The organism is Mariprofundus sp. EBB-1 (genome assembly GCF_003665155.1).
Lineage (GTDB): Bacteria > Pseudomonadota > Zetaproteobacteria > Mariprofundales > Mariprofundaceae > Mariprofundus.
This window is the reverse complement of record NZ_RCFQ01000012.1, coordinates 35,887-51,523: the sequence shown is the minus strand read 5'-3', so window position 1 is coordinate 51,523 and position 15,637 is coordinate 35,887. Positions and strand designations below refer to the sequence as shown.

The window sequence follows — 15,637 nt, the reverse complement described above, 5'->3', positions numbered from 1 at the left end:
CGACTCAATTGGTGCCCCGGCAATCTCATTCGTATTTATTTCAGGATATCATTACGGGTCAGGCCAAGCTGTTTCACTAGGTCGCGAATGGTTTGATAATCAGCAGGAGCAGCCTGTTCATATTTAGATAGATCGCCATAACCTGTTGGCTTAATTGTGTAATGTGCATAAAGAATCGCATCGCGAATATTACGCTTAAGATCTTCACTCAAATTTTTGCGGTAAGCCATAGGTGAACCTGGTAGAGGATCTGAATAAACCAGTACACGATTGCTCTGCTCGGTAATCATTCCCTTCTTCAGCAACTTCGGATAAGTAATATCATTATCAGCAGCTGCATCGACGGTTTTATTTTTAACAGCCATTTCAGCTGCATCATGAGAACCTGCATATGTAAATTTACCAAAAAATTGTTTCGGCATCATGCCGGTAGCTTTTTTCACCATATATGTTGGCACTAAACCACCAGATGTGGATGCAGGGTCAACGAATGCAACACTTTTACCTTTCAGATCCATGATAGAGTGGGCGGTTGAATCGCCAGGTACTACCATCAGTGAACGGTACGTTGATTTACCTGAAGATTTACGCACGCCTACCGCAAATGCTTCTGCGCCAGCTTCTTTTTCTGCCAACACATAAGACAATGGACCAAACCATGCAATATCGACACGACCCTTTCGCATGCCTTCAATCACACCCGCATAGTTTGTGGCCGTATAAACCTTGATCTTTTCACCTGTTTTCTGTTCTAGGTACTGACGCATCGGTTCAAATGTACGGATCATTTCCTCATTGTTTTCAGCAGGAATAAGGCCCAGTACAAGTGGTTTTGCCATCAGTTGCGATGGTAACAAACACATCAATGATGCTGCGAGAATTGATAATTTAATTTTGTTCATTTTCTTCTCCGTGGTTACTCATTTCTATATTTAGTTTTATCAAATCACCCCTGAATAGGGATCTGGATAATTCAACCGCTTCACCAGTGCTACGGTTGAAATTGATGCTATCGACGCAGAGCATGGGTGCGCCGATGGGCATATGGAGATACATCGCCGCTTCAGCATCCATTAGGGCAACCGATACGTGGCAGGACCCTCGCCGGAGGCGTAGGCCGCATGATTGTTGGAGATAATCGTGCAGTGAGCCACCTTCATAGGATTGAAGCGCTTTTCTGCATTCAGATGTCAGGTAATGGGTTGAAACGCAGGCAGGCGTCTCATTGATATAACGGACTGTTCGCATGAAAACCATATCATCGATATCTCTGCCCATTGCTTGACTAACTTCTTCAGGAGCTTCGATGAATTCAAGTTCAGCCACCTCGGAACTCCAGTCAACACCAAGCGTTTCCATGTTTTTAGAAAACTGTACGCCAGAATGGATTTCGTACTGAACTGGGCGTTCGTTGACGACAATACGCCGTCCATGTTGCCGATGAACTAATCCTTTGATCGCAAGAACATCAATGGCCTTTCTCAGCGTGTGTCGGTTTACGCCAAAGCGTTCAGCCATATCACTCTCAGAAGGAAGAAAATCCCCATGTTTATTTTCCTTACGGATTTCTAAGGTAAGAAGTTCAGCAATTTGCCTATAAAGTGCCTTATCACCTGTTGACCTCAATAAAACTTTTCTACTCATCTAGATATCTCCATGTCCGCCATTGTGTAATGTTATTGTGACAAGCCTATGTCAGTTGCATGACAAGAAAACGACATCAAAATAGTTTGGTGGTTGGCATTTTTTCACCATTCGATGCTGTAATTGAGAACCTGAGAAATAAACGGTGAATTAAAGACTGTGTTTATAAATATGAAGAAAAAGAAGGGCGCATCTCCGTAATTATCCAGCGCTCATCATAACAAATTTGACCCTTATGATTTGATAGGCAGATTATCGCTATGCCTCATTTAGTATTGATCGATGGACCCAATTACGTATTTCGCGCCTTTCACGCTGTGCGCCACAATCTTAGCAATTCTAAGGGCGAGCCGACCAATGCGGTGTTTGGTTATGTGCAGATGTTGCGCAGTATCATGAAAGACCTGAGCCCTACCCATGTGGCTGTCGTATTTGACCCTAAGGGAGGCACGTTTCGCAATCGCCTTTACCCTGAATACAAAGCACACCGACCACCCATGCCTGAAGACCTGGCGGCGCAGTGGTCGTCTGTGTTTGATGTGACTGATGGCTTTAATTTGAATCGGATTTGTATTGAAGATTATGAGGCCGATGATGTGATCGCAACGCTGGCCAAACAGGCTGAGGCAAAGGGTTGGGATGTGACCATGGTCTCTACCGACAAAGATTTGATGCAATTGGTGAATGATCGTATCTGGATGCTCGATACGATGCGTAAAAAAGACTATGGCCCGGAAGAGGTGAAAGAGAAATGGGGTGTTGGTCCTGATCGTATTCATGATCTGCTGGCACTGGCAGGCGATTCAGCAGATAACATCCCCGGTGTGCCGGGCATCGGGCCAAAAACGGCGGTGCAACTGCTTGAAGCCTATGGTGATCTGGAAGGTGTTTTGCGTCATGCACCTGAAATCAAGCAAAATAAACGCCGTGAAAATCTGATTGAATTTGCCGATAACGCGCGTCTTTCGTATCAATTGGTGGCGCTCGATGAGCAGGTTGATGTGGGTGTCGAGCTGGAAGATTTGGCCGTAAGTTTACCGAATCGTCCACGTTTGGCTGAGTTGTTTGAGCGTCTGGAATTTCGTCGCCTGTTGGCTGAATTCAGCGAAGTTGATGATGCCGGTGCTGTGATTGAAAAGACAAACAGCGTTGCTGCTCCTGCTTCTGCGGATGAAGACAGGCAGGAAGAGAATGATGGGGTGGTGCATGAAGCACTACCTGAGCGCACTGATATACTGGTCAATGATGATGCGTCATTTCAAAGCCTGCTAGAGACGTTGGAAACAGCTGAACTGATTGCCGTGGATACCGAAACGACCTCATTGAATACCCATGATGCTGATATTGTAGGGCTCTCTTTTTCGGTGAAGCCGGGTGAAGGGTATTATGTGCCGGTTGCTCATCGGGCGATGGATCTGCTTGAGCCTGCACCAAAACAACTAGCTCGGGCTGATGTGCTGGCGGCGCTGAAACCGGTGTTAGAAGATGAGAGCAGAGCCAAATGCGGCCATAACCTGAAATATGATACGCAGGTATTGCGTCGTGTCGGTATTGAGCTGGCCGGCATTTCTGCCGACTCTATGTTATTGGCGTACTGCCTCTACCCGGCCAAATATGCACCGAAGATGGATAGCGTGGCGGAAGATTATCTGGGTTATCAGTGCATCCCTTTTGAAGCGGTGGCGGGCAAGGGTGCAAAGCAGATCTGTTTTGATCAGGTGAATATCACCGAGGCTCTGCCCTATGCCTCGGAAGATGCCGAAATTGCTTTGCGTTTGACCAGGCTGTTACGCGACAAATTAACCGATGAACGTCGTTTGGATCGTCATGATACGATTGAACTGCCGTTGGCATTGGTGCTGGCTGATATGGAATGGAAAGGTGCGCATGTTGATGTTGCATTGCTGAGCAAGCTGTCGGTCTCTTTTGGTCAGCGCATTGCTGAGCTGGAGACACAGATTCATGCTGCTGCTGGACAGGCCTTTAATATCCAATCACCAAAGCAGTTGGGTGTGTTATTGTTTGAAACGCTGGGCATCGAAGGTGGCAAAAAAACCAAATCCGGTCAGTGGGCGACAGGCCAGGAGGTGTTGGAAAAGTTTGCCGATGAACATGAAGTGCCGCGTTTGATTTTGCAGGTGCGTCAATTGGCCAAGTTAAAATCAACCTATACCGATGCATTGCAAAAGTTGGTACATAGCAAGACAGGCCGCGTGCACACTTCTTATAATCAGGCCATTACGACTACAGGGCGTTTGTCTTCCTCCGATCCCAATTTGCAGAATATTCCGATACGCAGCATAGAAGGACGTGAAATTCGTAAAGCCTTTATTGCTGAGCCGGGGCATGTGTTGATTGCAGCCGATTACTCGCAGATTGAATTGCGCCTGATGGCACATTTCTCCGATGATGATGTGTTGAGAAAGGCTTTCGCTGATGGTAAAGATATTCATGCTGCCACAGCTGCTGCGGTGAATGATATTGATCTGGCTGATGTGACCGGTGAGCAGCGTCGAAGCGCAAAAATCATTAACTTTGGTATTCTCTACGGTATGAGTGCGTTTGGGTTAGCCAAGCAGTTAGGGGTTGGACGCAATGAAGCAAAAGCGTTTATTGAAGCCTATTTTGCGCGTTATCCTACCGTGCGTGCATTTATGGATGAGACCATGGAGAAGGCCAAAGAGCGTGGTTATGTTGAAACATTATTGGGTCACCGTGTGTATGTACCGGAGATCAATAGCAGCAACGGTATGCGCCGCTCCTATGCAGAGCGTACGGCGATTAATGCACCGCTACAGGGTTCAGCCGCCGACATTATCAAAATCGCCATGATTCACCTGCATAAGCGATTGCAAGCAGAGGCACCGGCATCAGCGATTATTTTACAGGTGCATGATGAATTGATTGTTGAAGCGCCGAAATCCGATGCCGAAAGGGTGTCTGTGATCATGCGCGAAGCGATGGAATCGGCTGTTCAACTAAGTGTGCCGTTGACTGTGGATATCGGAATGGGAGATAACTGGTTTGAAGCACATGAGCTGTAGTAGGAATATTTTCCTTTCACTTTACAGCAGTAAAACTGCTAAGCTAAGCATATGAAAAAGATGAAGGTATTGTTGGCGACGCTTTGTTGTGCATTTTTTGTAATAACAGCTTCGGCATATGCGGCTCCTGCAACAGAGATTTATTTTGCACGGCATGGTGAAACCGTGGGCAATGTAACCCATCACCATACGCATGAAAATGATCGTACATTTTCAGAAAAAGGGCTAAAACAGGTGGCTGATTTAACGCAGAAGCTTGATGCGTTACGTTTTGATTATATTATCGTCAGTCCCAAATATCGCACTCTAAACACCATTTTTCCTTATTTAAAAAAACACAATTTGAAGGCTGAGGTATGGCCGGAATTAGAGGAGTGTTGCTGGCAGACGAAAACAAGCCGTTTATCATCATTCAATTTACAGCGGGGAGACACTATTCGTCTTGAGCCGAAGATGAGGCGCTATTTCATGTTTCCTGATGATCAGGCCCAGCGGAGATTTGCGGCAAAAAATTATGGTGATGGTTTGTTGCAGATGTTTAAGGCCGTACAGCTTATCCGTAAACGTTTTGCAGGCACTGGAAAGCGCATCCTGATTGTTTCGCATTATCATATTGGTTCGCGCCTGATGGAAACATTGCAGAAGCTGGAGCCGGATGGGCGCTATAAACTATCTAATGGAAAAATATCCCACCTGATTGAAAAAGACGATGGTAGTTATCATCTGCTTGATATAAACCAGTGAATCGCACTATCGGTAACATATTTCTATCTGTAATTGCCAGTTTGGGGATACTTGTTGTGAGTAGCATCAATGCTGTTGCTGCGGTTGATGCTCAGGAGTGTTTACAATCATATTATATGAAATCCTATGCCAGAGCATTGCCTCTGTGTAAGGCGGCAGCTCAGGCAGAGAATGAGCAGGCGCAATTTGTATTGGGCATGATGTATGCAAAAGGCAATGGCGTGCAAAGAGACTTCCAAAAGGCTAGCCGCTGGCTTACAGCAGCATCTCAGCAAGGTCATCTGGCCGCCCGTTATAAGCTACAAAATTTGGAACATAGCCTCTCTGAGCAGGCTAGAAAAAAACAGATATCATCATTCTGGACTGATCATAAGCCGATCTCACCACAACAAAAAAACAAAGAAAAAATCGCAAAAACAACAATAGAAAAGGCTCCGGTACCAGCGCCGGCTGCAGCTAAGAAACAGCCACTGCAGATTGAAACATTTGCTGAGCCGTTGGCGCTTCAGCCAGCAAAACAGTATGCCCCGGTGAATCCAGCGAAACGTCCCGCTGTATTGACCCATGCGCAGCCAACAGGCGTTAAGCCGGTAAAGCTTGAACCAGCAGAGATAAAAATTATTGAATCAAAAGCTCCTCCCGTACAAGCTCAAGAGAAGCCTGCACATGTTGGTATTACAGAGGATTTCTCAAAATCATGGCCAGAGTATGAAGGTTTAAACAGATCGGAAACGGCTGAAATTGGTGAAACAATGGCAAGTGATATGGCCGAGGAACAGGGTAAACGCTGATTAGGGTCTGCTCAGGAACGTTGATAAATCAGCGATTCATAGGAAGGATGCCTTCTGAGCGAGAGTAGCGCGTTTACGTTTTATCGGGCGGGGCCGGTTGATGTTCAGATGGCTTGTCTACTGTCGTTTCTAATGGCGGTGCAGGAGAGGGGCTGGCAGCAGGATCTTCTTTGGCACCGAAAAAACCGCGGATTTTTCTGAAGACTGTTTTAAGTGCGCGCCATAATTTAGGTAATAGCCAAATCATCAGGACAATGAACACGAACATCAATGCAAGAAACAGGGTCGGATGATTCAATGCGGTCCACAAACCGCCAATCACAGCCACATCTTCAGTGATAGATGCCGTCCAGTTACTGAACGGTTCCGGCGACGTATTGATCAGTGCGCGGGAACCGGCTTTGGTGGCATGCGTGGCGGCGGCTAAACCGCCTCCCATAATGCCTGCGGCCAGATTAAGAGCAGGGGTCACATCACCGACAGCACCGGCTGCTAACATGGCACCGGCAGGAATACGGATGAATGTGTGAATGGAGTCCCAGCCAGTATCTACGCCGGGGATTTTATCTGCGAAAAACTCAACCGCATACATTACTCCGGCAGCCATTAGCACCATCGGATCGGTGAGTATTTCCAAGCCTGGAGGCAAATCAATATTGCCCGTTGTGCCCATCAGGCCGAGCATCAGAATAGCGGCATAGAGATTGATGCCGCTAGCCCATGCCGCTCCCATGGTTAGCGCGAGTATGCCGGCAATTTGATCGAGCTGTTCCATAAGGCGACTCCTGTTGCGTGATCAATTCAGATAGCTCTTTATTATTGGAAACTATCTATGAAGAGATCAGCTTACTGCTGAATAGTTGCCGGATCAAATAGATGAGGCAAGCGTAAAGGCTTCATCAGCGGGGAATAGTTACGCCAATAGCAACATTCTGATCAGATCAACCTGAGATCAACCTGAGATCAACCTGAGATTAATATGAGATCAATGAAGGATCCAGATCATCCGGAACATCATAGCCCATGATTTCAAAAAGTGTTGCGGCCAGATGCGATAGCCCATGTGTGATATTACCTTTTCTAAGTTGGTAGGAGCCATCGTAGGCGGAGTCAAACAGAATACAGGGAACCGGATTCGTGGAGTGTTTGGTACAGGCTTCGGAGTCACCATTTGCTTTAAACACCAACATCTCTTCGGCATTGCCATGGTCGGCGGTGATAAGCGCGCAGCCGCCTGCTTTTTGCAGAGCGGTAACAATACGTCCAACAGACGTATCTACGGTTTCAATCGCTTGTATGGCAGGCCCCATTTTTCCACAATGCCCCACCATATCGGCATTGGCAAAGTTGATCAGCCCAAAGCCATATTCGCCACTTTCTATCAGTTGCACGGCTTTGTCGGCAATGTCTGCAGCTTTCATCTGCGGTGCATCAGCAAAGGATACGTTTTTATCCGAATCGATCAGGATATAATCTTCCATGGAGGCATCCAGTGGTTTACGGTAGCCACCATTAAAAAAGAAGGTCACATGTGGATATTTTTGTGTTTCGGTCAGGCGGAACTGTTTAATGCCAAGTGCAAGAATACGTTTACCAAACGGGTTATCTACTTTGGTAGGGCCCATAATTTGCAAGCTGGGAAGGTCTCTATCTTCATCATAAACCATCATGCCTGCGTAAGTGATGTTAGGCCGTATGCCGCGATCAAAGCCATCAAAATCATTCAGTTCAAACGCTTCGGTGATTTCAATAGCACGGTCACCTCTAAAGTTCATCATGATGACAGCATCGCCATCATTGATTGAACCGATAGCTTTATCCTCTTCATCAACGATGACAAATCCTGGCATGTCCTGATCGATCAGATCCGGTTGCTCTGATCTGAACTGGTCAATCGCAGCCTGCATTGATGTGAAACGGAACTCTGCTTTACCATGCACCATTAAATTCCAGCCCGCTTCGACTTTAGGCCAGTTGTTATCACGATCCATGATCAAGCGTTCACGGCCGGCACCAGAGGCAAAAGCGAAATCAAAACCATCATGTTGATTGATCGTTGTGAATTGATCTTCCAGTACAGAGACAAATTGCTCAGCCGACTGAATACCTACATCGCGTCCGTCAAGCAGGGCATGGATGCGCAACTTTTTTACACCACGTTTAAACGCGTGTGCAATCAATGTGGTGAAATGATCGATATGAGAGTGAATGTTTCCATCAGATAGCAGGCCAAGCAGGTGTAGCGTACCGCTACTTTCGATATTCTTCATTATCTTCTGCAGTGCTTTGGATTCAAAAAAGGAGCCATCTGCAATGGCTTTGTTGATACGGGTTGGACCCTGATCCAGCACCATGCCAGCACCCATGGTCAGATGTCCTACTTCCGAGCCTCCCATATCTTTGTTTGAAGGCAGGCCTACATAGGAGCCATGCGTCATCAAGCGGGTGTTCGGATAATCTTGCATTAATCGATCAAATACAGGTGTTTTGGCTTGTGCAATGGCATCTTCCGGGCCACCTGTGCCCATGCCCCAGCCATCCATTACAATGAGTAGTACCGGGCGCTTACTCCCATCGGGTTTGCTGAAATGTCTGTTTGCTTTCATTGAATTCACCTGTTCTGCCATATGCTTTTGTAAAGTTGGCGGAACCATAGCATGTCATCAGCTGGGACGCATGTTGTGCAATAGGCAACTATGGCTGCTACGTTTGCTATTTCAGGTCACTTTCCCTTGAGTACACTGTACAATATCTACCCAGCTGGAGAAGCAATCAATCCGCTGTTTGTGCGATTTAAACGACGGAATATCGTGAACATTATATGACAGAAGCACTATCTGATGTGGTGTATGGTCAATTTCTTGTAGAATCCATCTTTCCTGGACCTTTTGAAGAGAAAGCACAGCAAGTGTTATGTTTATAAACTATTAATATATAATATGTTAATTGTTGTTGCTAACAGGCTGCTTGCCGACCTGACTTCATAACGTCAGCTTCATTGGCGATGTTTCCAGAAACTGTAACCCCCACTACGACATTTGTTGTTGCGGTTGTGATTGCCACAACAGCACAGATGCTGGCGTACCGTTTTCGGTTTCCTCCTATTCTGTTGTGGCTCGTTGCAGGCATGGCGTTGGGCCCATTTGGCCTGCATGCCCTGCATGTAGAAACCATTGGCCCGGCACTGCACACACTTATTGAGCTTGGCCTGGCAATTATTCTTTTTGAGGGTGGATTAAACCTTAATCTCAAGGCGCTGCGTGAAAACGGCTGGGTGGTAGGTAAGCTGGTATTGATCGGGCCATTATTGACCATGTTAATAGGCGGTGCTGCGGCGCATTACATTGTAGGCATGGAATGGCAGCTGGCTTTGCTGTTTGGTGCGCTGGTTTCGGTGGGTGGCCCTACGGTCATTATGCCAATAGTTCGTCAAATGCGATTGGGTCGCAATATCAGTCATATATTAACAGCTGAAGCCATGTTGATCGATGTGATCGGGGCGATATTGGCAATTGTGATGCTTCAGGTTGCCATGACACTCAATATGTCTGCATCGACTGTGGCTCTGGATATGTTGTATAAAGTGGGTGTTGGCGCAGCTGTTGGGTTAGCTGGTGGGCGTTTGTTGGGTTGGTTACTAGGGACACATTGGGCCAAAGATTTCGAAATACGAACGGTTTTAACGCTGAGTTCGGCATGGGGACTGTTTCTTGTCGCAGATTCGATCAGTGAACAGGCTGGTCTGTTGGCAATGTTAATGATGGGAGCAACGCTGCAACGCATGGAAGTGCATGATATCCAGCGCCTTAAACATTTCAAAGGCAGTCTGTCGATGCTGCTGATATCCGTGTTGTTTGTGTTGTTGGCAGGTCAAATGGATTTGTCGGTAATGTATGCATACTTGTGGCAGGGCTTGTTGTTGTGCGTGATCCTGGCAGTGATTGTGCGGCCGATGATTGTCTTTTTATCGACCTTAGGTAGTCGTTTGACCATGAATGAGTCTATGTATTTGGCAGGTATGGCGCCACGTGGTGTGGTGGCGGCTGCAATTACCTCTCTTTTTGTGCTTATCCTGCAAGAAAATGGTGATTCTCAGGCTGAGATGCTGCTGGCAATGGTATATATCGTCATTATTGTATCTGTGCTTGGTTATAGTCTGTTTGCAGCGCGTTTGAAGAAAGCGTTGCAGATTCAAGGTGGCGATGAACGCTCGGTGTTGATTATCGGTGGCGGGCAAATTGGTGCAGAGCTTGGTAGGGCGCTGGGTGAAGATCGAGAAGTCAGATTTTTGGACTTGAATGCTGAAGTCATTGGTGGTCTAAAACGTTCAGGTTACGATGCAGTGTGTGGTAATGCGCTTGACCCACTGTATTGGGAGATATGTCACGCCGAAGAGATTGGTTGTGCTCTGGTGATGACGGGTTCATCGGATCACAATCTGTTGATTGCACGATTGGCGAATGAACAGTTCCATATCCCTGAGATATATATCGCGTTGCAGGAAGAGGATGAAGTAAAACACGCCAGCATGATTCATCAGTTGCAAGCCCATCGTTTGTTTGCCAAACCGTATAATTATACCTATTGGAACGATCAGGCTTATCGCAAACGCTTGACCTATGAATCGCGTTATATTGAGCCTGATTCACCGCTGATTGGTATGCGTATGGCCGATTGCCGTATTCAGCATGGCATACAGCCGATGGCTATCGTTCGGGAAGGGCTGACTCTGGTGCCGCATGATGCGCTTGCTTTTGAAGCAGGTGATGAAATAAAAATGCTGATGCGGCCTGAGCGGAATAAGGAAAATCAGCCGTTGATTTTACCTCCATCGTCACGCCAAATTGAACCAAAAACAGCCTGATTCATTGCACTATCGCACACGCTTTGCGCCCAGTCCCACCGGCTTGTTGCATGTTGGTAATGCCTATTCGGCGCTGTTTTGCGCAGCTTGGGCCAAACAACATGATGCTGAGTTGCTATTGCGTATCGAAGATATTGATCATACCCGCTGTAAACCAATATACACGGATGCGTTGATAGAAGATCTGCATTGGTTGGGTTTAGAATGGAGTAAACCGGTTCAATATCAGAGCCAGCATACCGGGGCCTATATGCAGGCCATAGAACAGCTTAGAGAGATGCAGGTGATTTACCCCTGTTTCTGTACCCGTAAAGAGATTCGGGAGGAGACTGCACGTATGGCATCTGCGCCACATGCAGCAGATGTGCTGGTGGAATATCCTGGCACATGCAGAGACAGGTCAATATATGAACAAGCGCAGCGTATGCAGGATGAACCTTTTGCATGGCGGCTAAATGTAGAGAGAGCATTAAAAGCGGTTGGTGATGATGTGAGCTGGCTGGATTCGTCAGGCCTGAGACATGCGCATACGATTGATCACGATATTATTATAGGGCGCAAAGATATTGGCTTTAGTTATCATCTTGCGGTTGTTATTGATGATGCAGCGCAAGGTATCACGCATATCGTTCGTGGTGATGATTTGAGAGAGAGTACCGGCATTCACCGTCTGTTGCAGTGCTTGTTGGAGCTGCCTGAACCAGTGTATATGCATCACGGCCTGTTATGCGATATCGACGGTGAAAGGCTGGCCAAGCGGCATGGCAGCACAACGCTGAAAGGATTGCGCCAGTTGGGCGTAGAGCCACAAAAGCTGCGCGCATTTTTAACTGAACCGGGTCGCTACAGCTGGCCTTTTTCCGATACCGATAGAGATAAAATATTAGATGTACTTGGCAAGAGACCTTGATCTGCCATGATTGGCGCGTTTTTAAAGGCGCATGGCGCAGATCAAGAAAAGGCACAAAGGTGAGAATGTAGTGACTGCAATTTTAGATTTAATCGGTAATACCCCCATGGTGCAGTTGCAAAACATCACCAGTCATTTGCCGGATAATATCCGCATTTTCGCCAAACTTGAGCGTTGTAACCCGGGGGGCTCGGTAAAAGATCGTCCCGCTTTGTGGATGATCAGAGATGGCCTTAAGAAGGGGTTGTTGAGTAAAGATAAAACCATTCTTGATTCTACATCCGGTAATACAGGCATCGCTATGGCGATGATTGGAGCCACCATGGGGTTCCGGGTCCGTCTGGTGATGCCGGGTAATGTATCAGAAGAGCGTAAATGCATTTGCCGTGCTTTCGGCGCTGATCTGGTGCTCTCCGATCCTCTGGAAGGCTCTGATGGTGCCATTATGGATGCACGCAAAATCTATGAAGCCAATCCAGAGCTCTATTTTAAACCGGATCAGTACAATAATCCGGCCAATCCTCGTGCCCATGAAGAGTCCACTGGCCCTGAAATCTGGCGTGACAGTGATGGTAAAGTGACACACTTTATCGCTTCGTTAGGCACCTCCGGCACATTGGTAGGTACAGGCCGTTATCTGAAAAAAATGAATGCCGATATCCAAATTGTGGCGGCCGAACCTGATTCTCCTTTTCATGGTATTGAAGGTCTGAAACATATCGAGTCCAGCATAGTACCGGGTATTTATGATGCGAGCGTACATGATCAGAAGATTGGTATTGATACCGATGTGGCTTATCGCTTTACCCAGCGCTTGGCTTCTGAAGAGGGGATTCTTTGTGGTCAGTCCTGTGGCTGCTCTCTGGCGGCGGCATTGAAAGTGGCTGAAAAACTGGCGGCGGAAGGTAAAGCTGGGGAAATCGTGACTATTTTTCCTGATGGTGGCGAAAAATATCTAACCACACCGGTATTTTCCGGTAATGATTGTGTGACGTACGCCGACGGAATATAACTGTTTAGCTGTTCTGAATACGCAGAATGAGATTTGAGCTGGAGTAACCCTCCACGAAGGGGATGACCAGTACCTCGCCACCGTTGTTGCGTACTTCGGAAGCACCAACGATATCATCGGGTTGATAATCCCCGCCCTTAATCAGGGTGTCGGGCATGAGTGCTGAGATCAGGTTCAAGGGGGTGTCTTCAGAAAACGGTACAACCAGATCGACCGCACGCAGGGCCGCCAACATGATGGCGCGATCTGACAGTGGATTGATCGGGCGTGTTTCACCCTTTAAACGGCGAATGGAATCATCATCGTTAAGGCCGATTATAAAAATATCACCATGCTCGGCTGCTTTTTCCAGATAATCGATGTGGCCGGGATGCAACAGATCAAAACAGCCATTGGTAAAAACGATTTTTTTACCTTCAGCTTTCCAGGCTTCAACCTGTTGGATGGCTTGCTGAAGGGTGCTTTGATGGCGCAGCAAGGCCGGGCTCACGAATTTTTGTCGTTACCGGATCGCATCATATCAATGACAGCCGTAACACCCTTGGTTTTGCGGGCAATCTCTTTGGCGCGCTGACGTTCAACAAGTTTGTGGACAACACCTTGCAGATACACTTTGCCATTGATTGTTTCGACATGAATTTTATAACCGGAAACCAGTTTATCGTTCCAGAACTGTCGTTTTACCTGGGCGGTAATCCATGAGTCAGACATGATTGCACGCAATTTTGGTTTGCCGATTTCAAGCTTGTTCTTTACATCAACAACGCCATTGACCTGTTTGGTGATAAAGATGGCGCGATCAATATGGGATTTGCTGGGCAGATTCCCAATCAAGGTTACATGGCCATTGATGACCTCAATACTGACCCAGCGTGAAGGCATATCACGTTCTGCAATCAGACGTGCATCAATTTTGGAGGCGGTAACGGTATCATCAAACTGTCGGCCAATAGTGCGTTCGTCCTGTGTTGTGTTGCCCACGGCCGTGGCTCCACCAACAATGGCACCGGCCAGGCAACCGGACAGAGAAAGTGTGAATAAAACTAATATAAATAGACGTAACAAGGGCATGTGATCTCCTGAGTAATTAGTGGGTGTTTATTATTATATTTAACTGATCTTATCAGATCACTTCATCACCCAATGTTTCCACTACGGAAGCAAATAGAAGAGGAACAAGGATTTCATCAGGGCCGGATAACCAGAAACCTGCCCCATTGGGTGAGGACAGTCTATTTACGACATCGGTAATAGCAGAAGAGCTGGCGGCGGGATCAATCACCGCGGTGGTGAGTGATTCAATATTTTTACCAACATTTCGGGCTGCGTCCACGCCCTGTAGTAACACACGAGGCAAGACAACACTGGAGGCAATGTTGATGACTACACCATGGCTGGATGCAGCCATCATGCCTGCCAGCAGTCTGAAATCTTTGATGCTGGTTGAACCCAATGATTCACCGCGTGCAGCAGGGTGCAAACAAAAAGCATCGGCACCGATGGACGGATGCACAGAAACAGGCACGCCATAACGAAATGCTGTGGCCAGTACAGAGTGATCAAGATGCTCAAACTCTGTCTCATTCAGGCGTTTGCCTACGCTGTTGCCAATACCTTGATTTTCCAGTGCGCCATAATTGATTGCATCGTTAATCAAACAGCCTGTTTCTTCGGTAATGCAGTAGTTACCATCACGGAGTTCGCGTTCGCGCGCTGTGACAGTGCGACCGGAGATGGCTATTTCAACATCCTGTTCCAATGCATCACCAGTAAGCGCCAGACCGGTAATGATCTTTTGCTCGATCAGCCGGCAAATCATAGGGCCAAGACCAGAGTCGAACACATGTCCACCACAGGCCAGAATGACAGCATATTTGTTGCGATAAGCTGAGACTATGGCATCACGTATATGAAACAGATCTCCTGCACAGCCCAAATTGGGTAGGCTGCAGAGGAAGTCTTCCAGGCTGTTGCCTGCCTTGTAAGGGGCACCAAAATCTTTACTGTCACTATCAATTTTACGTTGCGACAGGGGGACCGTTTTAAGCTTTTTCAATGAAAGTGGTTTAATAATCATGATCTGCCCCCAAACATGTCGCTATCAATTATTGTACATAAGATATGCAGGCAGGTGATATGCATTTCCTGAATACGGGGAGTGGAGGGGTGATTAATATTCAGATGATGTTGCACATACTTACTCTGTCCGAGATCTCCGCCATCATGTCCGCCGGTAAGGGCGATGGTTTGCATACCTGTTGCATGCGCGGCAGTTGCAGCGGCGACTACATTTTCAGAATTACCGCTGGTAGAAATTGCCAGTAGCACATCGCCCGGGCGACCAAGTGCTTCTACCTGTCGCGAAAATACCTGCGCAAAAGAGAAGTCATTGGCGATGCTGGTGATGACAGAGGCATCATGGGTCAGGGCTACAGCGGCTAATCCAGGTCTGTTCATTTCAAAACGATTAACCAGTTCAGCGGCAAAATGCTGAGCATCGGCAGCTGAGCCGCCATTACCGCAGGCCAGAATTTTACCACCGTGTGTGAGGCATTCGATCATGACAGCCGCGGCAGCTAATAATGGCTCAGTAAGCTCTGTCATGCATTGTTGACGCAGTACAATGCC

General features: G+C 47.2%; 14 protein-coding genes. 6 read left to right on the top strand and 8 right to left on the bottom strand.

From position 1 onward, the window contains the following. Nucleotides 1-35: 35 nt before the first annotated feature. Both phnD and phnF read right to left on the bottom strand, forming a co-directional pair. On the bottom strand, nt 36-902 hold the full coding sequence (gene phnD, locus D8Y20_RS06845) for a phosphonate ABC transporter substrate-binding protein (protein WP_121542297.1): 867 nt from the start codon (nt 900-902) through the stop codon (nt 36-38). Beyond that, nucleotides 889-1,644 (bottom strand): phosphonate metabolism transcriptional regulator PhnF, encoded by a 756-nt coding sequence (phnF, locus tag D8Y20_RS06840; protein ID WP_121542296.1) that lies wholly within the window; start codon nt 1,642-1,644, stop codon nt 889-891. The genes phnD and phnF overlap by 14 nt, the downstream gene beginning before the upstream one ends. A gap of 260 nt (nt 1,645-1,904) precedes the next feature. On the opposite strand from phnF, the gene polA reads away from it, so the two are divergent. Genes polA through D8Y20_RS06825 form a run of 3 tightly spaced genes read left to right on the top strand, consistent with a single transcriptional unit; the run spans nt 1,905 to nt 6,223 of the window. Next, on the top strand, nt 1,905-4,688 hold the full coding sequence (gene polA / locus D8Y20_RS06835) for a DNA polymerase I (RefSeq protein WP_121542295.1): 2,784 nt from the start codon (nt 1,905-1,907) through the stop codon (nt 4,686-4,688). A gap of 51 nt (nt 4,689-4,739) precedes the next feature. Continuing rightward, on the top strand, nt 4,740-5,432 hold the full coding sequence (locus D8Y20_RS06830) for a histidine phosphatase family protein (RefSeq protein ID WP_121542294.1): 693 nt from the start codon (nt 4,740-4,742) through the stop codon (nt 5,430-5,432). 56 nt (nt 5,433-5,488) lie between these two features. Then, on the top strand, nt 5,489-6,223 hold the full coding sequence (locus D8Y20_RS06825) for an SEL1-like repeat protein (RefSeq protein WP_147434033.1): 735 nt from the start codon (nt 5,489-5,491) through the stop codon (nt 6,221-6,223). Between the two features lie 73 nt (nt 6,224-6,296). Here D8Y20_RS06825 and D8Y20_RS06820 read toward each other — a convergent pair whose 3' ends face one another. Together D8Y20_RS06820 and gpmI are read right to left on the bottom strand one after the other, a co-directional pair. Beyond that, on the bottom strand, nt 6,297-6,998 hold the full coding sequence (locus tag D8Y20_RS06820; RefSeq protein ID WP_121542292.1) for a DUF4126 domain-containing protein: 702 nt from the start codon (nt 6,996-6,998) through the stop codon (nt 6,297-6,299). Nucleotides 6,999-7,197: 199 nt separating this feature from the next. Then, nucleotides 7,198-8,829: a 2,3-bisphosphoglycerate-independent phosphoglycerate mutase gene (gpmI, locus tag D8Y20_RS06815; protein WP_121542291.1), complete on the bottom strand. Its 1,632-nt coding sequence runs from the start codon at nt 8,827-8,829 to the stop codon at nt 7,198-7,200. Between the two features lie 398 nt (nt 8,830-9,227). Here gpmI and D8Y20_RS06810 point away from each other — a divergent pair, with 398 nt between their 5' ends. The 3 genes from D8Y20_RS06810 to D8Y20_RS06800 all read left to right on the top strand — a co-directional run bounded on the left by D8Y20_RS06810 (nt 9,228) and on the right by D8Y20_RS06800 (nt 13,009). Next, the gene (locus D8Y20_RS06810) at nt 9,228-11,087 is read left to right on the top strand and encodes a cation:proton antiporter (protein WP_121542290.1); all 1,860 of its coding nucleotides are present in this window, start codon (nt 9,228-9,230) and stop codon (nt 11,085-11,087) included. Beyond that, a complete protein-coding gene (gluQRS, locus tag D8Y20_RS06805; protein WP_236075312.1) occupies nt 11,068-11,997 on the top strand; it encodes a tRNA glutamyl-Q(34) synthetase GluQRS in 930 nt (309 codons plus the stop codon). Before D8Y20_RS06810 ends, gluQRS begins: the two co-directional genes overlap by 20 nt. Before the next feature lie 70 nt (nt 11,998-12,067). Continuing rightward, nucleotides 12,068-13,009 carry a PLP-dependent cysteine synthase family protein gene (locus D8Y20_RS06800; RefSeq protein WP_121542335.1) on the top strand — a complete coding sequence of 314 codons (942 nt, stop codon included), beginning with the start codon at nt 12,068-12,070 and terminating at the stop codon, nt 13,007-13,009. Between the two features lie 4 nt (nt 13,010-13,013). Here the strand turns inward: D8Y20_RS06800 and rfaE2 are convergent, their stop codons facing one another. The 4 genes from rfaE2 to D8Y20_RS06780 are packed head-to-tail and all read right to left on the bottom strand — an operon-like array spanning nt 13,014 to nt 15,613. Further along, on the bottom strand, nt 13,014-13,487 hold the full coding sequence (gene rfaE2 / locus D8Y20_RS06795) for a D-glycero-beta-D-manno-heptose 1-phosphate adenylyltransferase (protein ID WP_236075311.1): 474 nt from the start codon (nt 13,485-13,487) through the stop codon (nt 13,014-13,016). A gap of 8 nt (nt 13,488-13,495) precedes the next feature. Beyond that, nucleotides 13,496-14,080, bottom strand: a complete 585-nt coding sequence (locus tag D8Y20_RS06790) for a BON domain-containing protein (protein ID WP_121542289.1) — start codon at nt 14,078-14,080, stop codon at nt 13,496-13,498. 52 nt (nt 14,081-14,132) lie between these two features. Beyond that, nucleotides 14,133-15,086, bottom strand: a complete 954-nt coding sequence (locus tag D8Y20_RS06785) for a deoxyhypusine synthase family protein (protein WP_121542288.1) — start codon at nt 15,084-15,086, stop codon at nt 14,133-14,135. Beyond that, nucleotides 15,083-15,613 carry an SIS domain-containing protein gene (locus tag D8Y20_RS06780; protein WP_121542333.1) on the bottom strand — a complete coding sequence of 177 codons (531 nt, stop codon included), beginning with the start codon at nt 15,611-15,613 and terminating at the stop codon, nt 15,083-15,085. Before D8Y20_RS06780 ends, D8Y20_RS06785 begins: the two co-directional genes overlap by 4 nt. Nucleotides 15,614-15,637 lie beyond the last annotated feature (24 nt).

What these genes read in the sequence shown, in the direction of transcription:
- phnD (WP_121542297.1), bottom strand. Translation starts at nt 902, where the DNA reads ATGAACAAAATTAAATTATCAATTCTCGCAGCATCATTGATGTGTTTG.
- gpmI (WP_121542291.1), bottom strand. Translation starts at nt 8,829, where the DNA reads ATGAAAGCAAACAGACATTTCAGCAAACCCGATGGGAGTAAGCGCCCG.
- phnF (WP_121542296.1), bottom strand. Translation starts at nt 1,644, where the DNA reads ATGAGTAGAAAAGTTTTATTGAGGTCAACAGGTGATAAGGCACTTTAT.
- D8Y20_RS06820 (WP_121542292.1), bottom strand. Translation starts at nt 6,998, where the DNA reads ATGGAACAGCTCGATCAAATTGCCGGCATACTCGCGCTAACCATGGGA.
- polA (WP_121542295.1), top strand. Translation starts at nt 1,905, where the DNA reads ATGCCTCATTTAGTATTGATCGATGGACCCAATTACGTATTTCGCGCC.
- D8Y20_RS06790 (WP_121542289.1), bottom strand. Translation starts at nt 14,080, where the DNA reads ATGCCCTTGTTACGTCTATTTATATTAGTTTTATTCACACTTTCTCTG.
- D8Y20_RS06780 (WP_121542333.1), bottom strand. Translation starts at nt 15,613, where the DNA reads ATGACAGAGCTTACTGAGCCATTATTAGCTGCCGCGGCTGTCATGATC.
- D8Y20_RS06810 (WP_121542290.1), top strand. Translation starts at nt 9,228, where the DNA reads ATGTTTCCAGAAACTGTAACCCCCACTACGACATTTGTTGTTGCGGTT.
- D8Y20_RS06830 (WP_121542294.1), top strand. Translation starts at nt 4,740, where the DNA reads ATGAAAAAGATGAAGGTATTGTTGGCGACGCTTTGTTGTGCATTTTTT.
- D8Y20_RS06785 (WP_121542288.1), bottom strand. Translation starts at nt 15,086, where the DNA reads ATGATTATTAAACCACTTTCATTGAAAAAGCTTAAAACGGTCCCCCTG.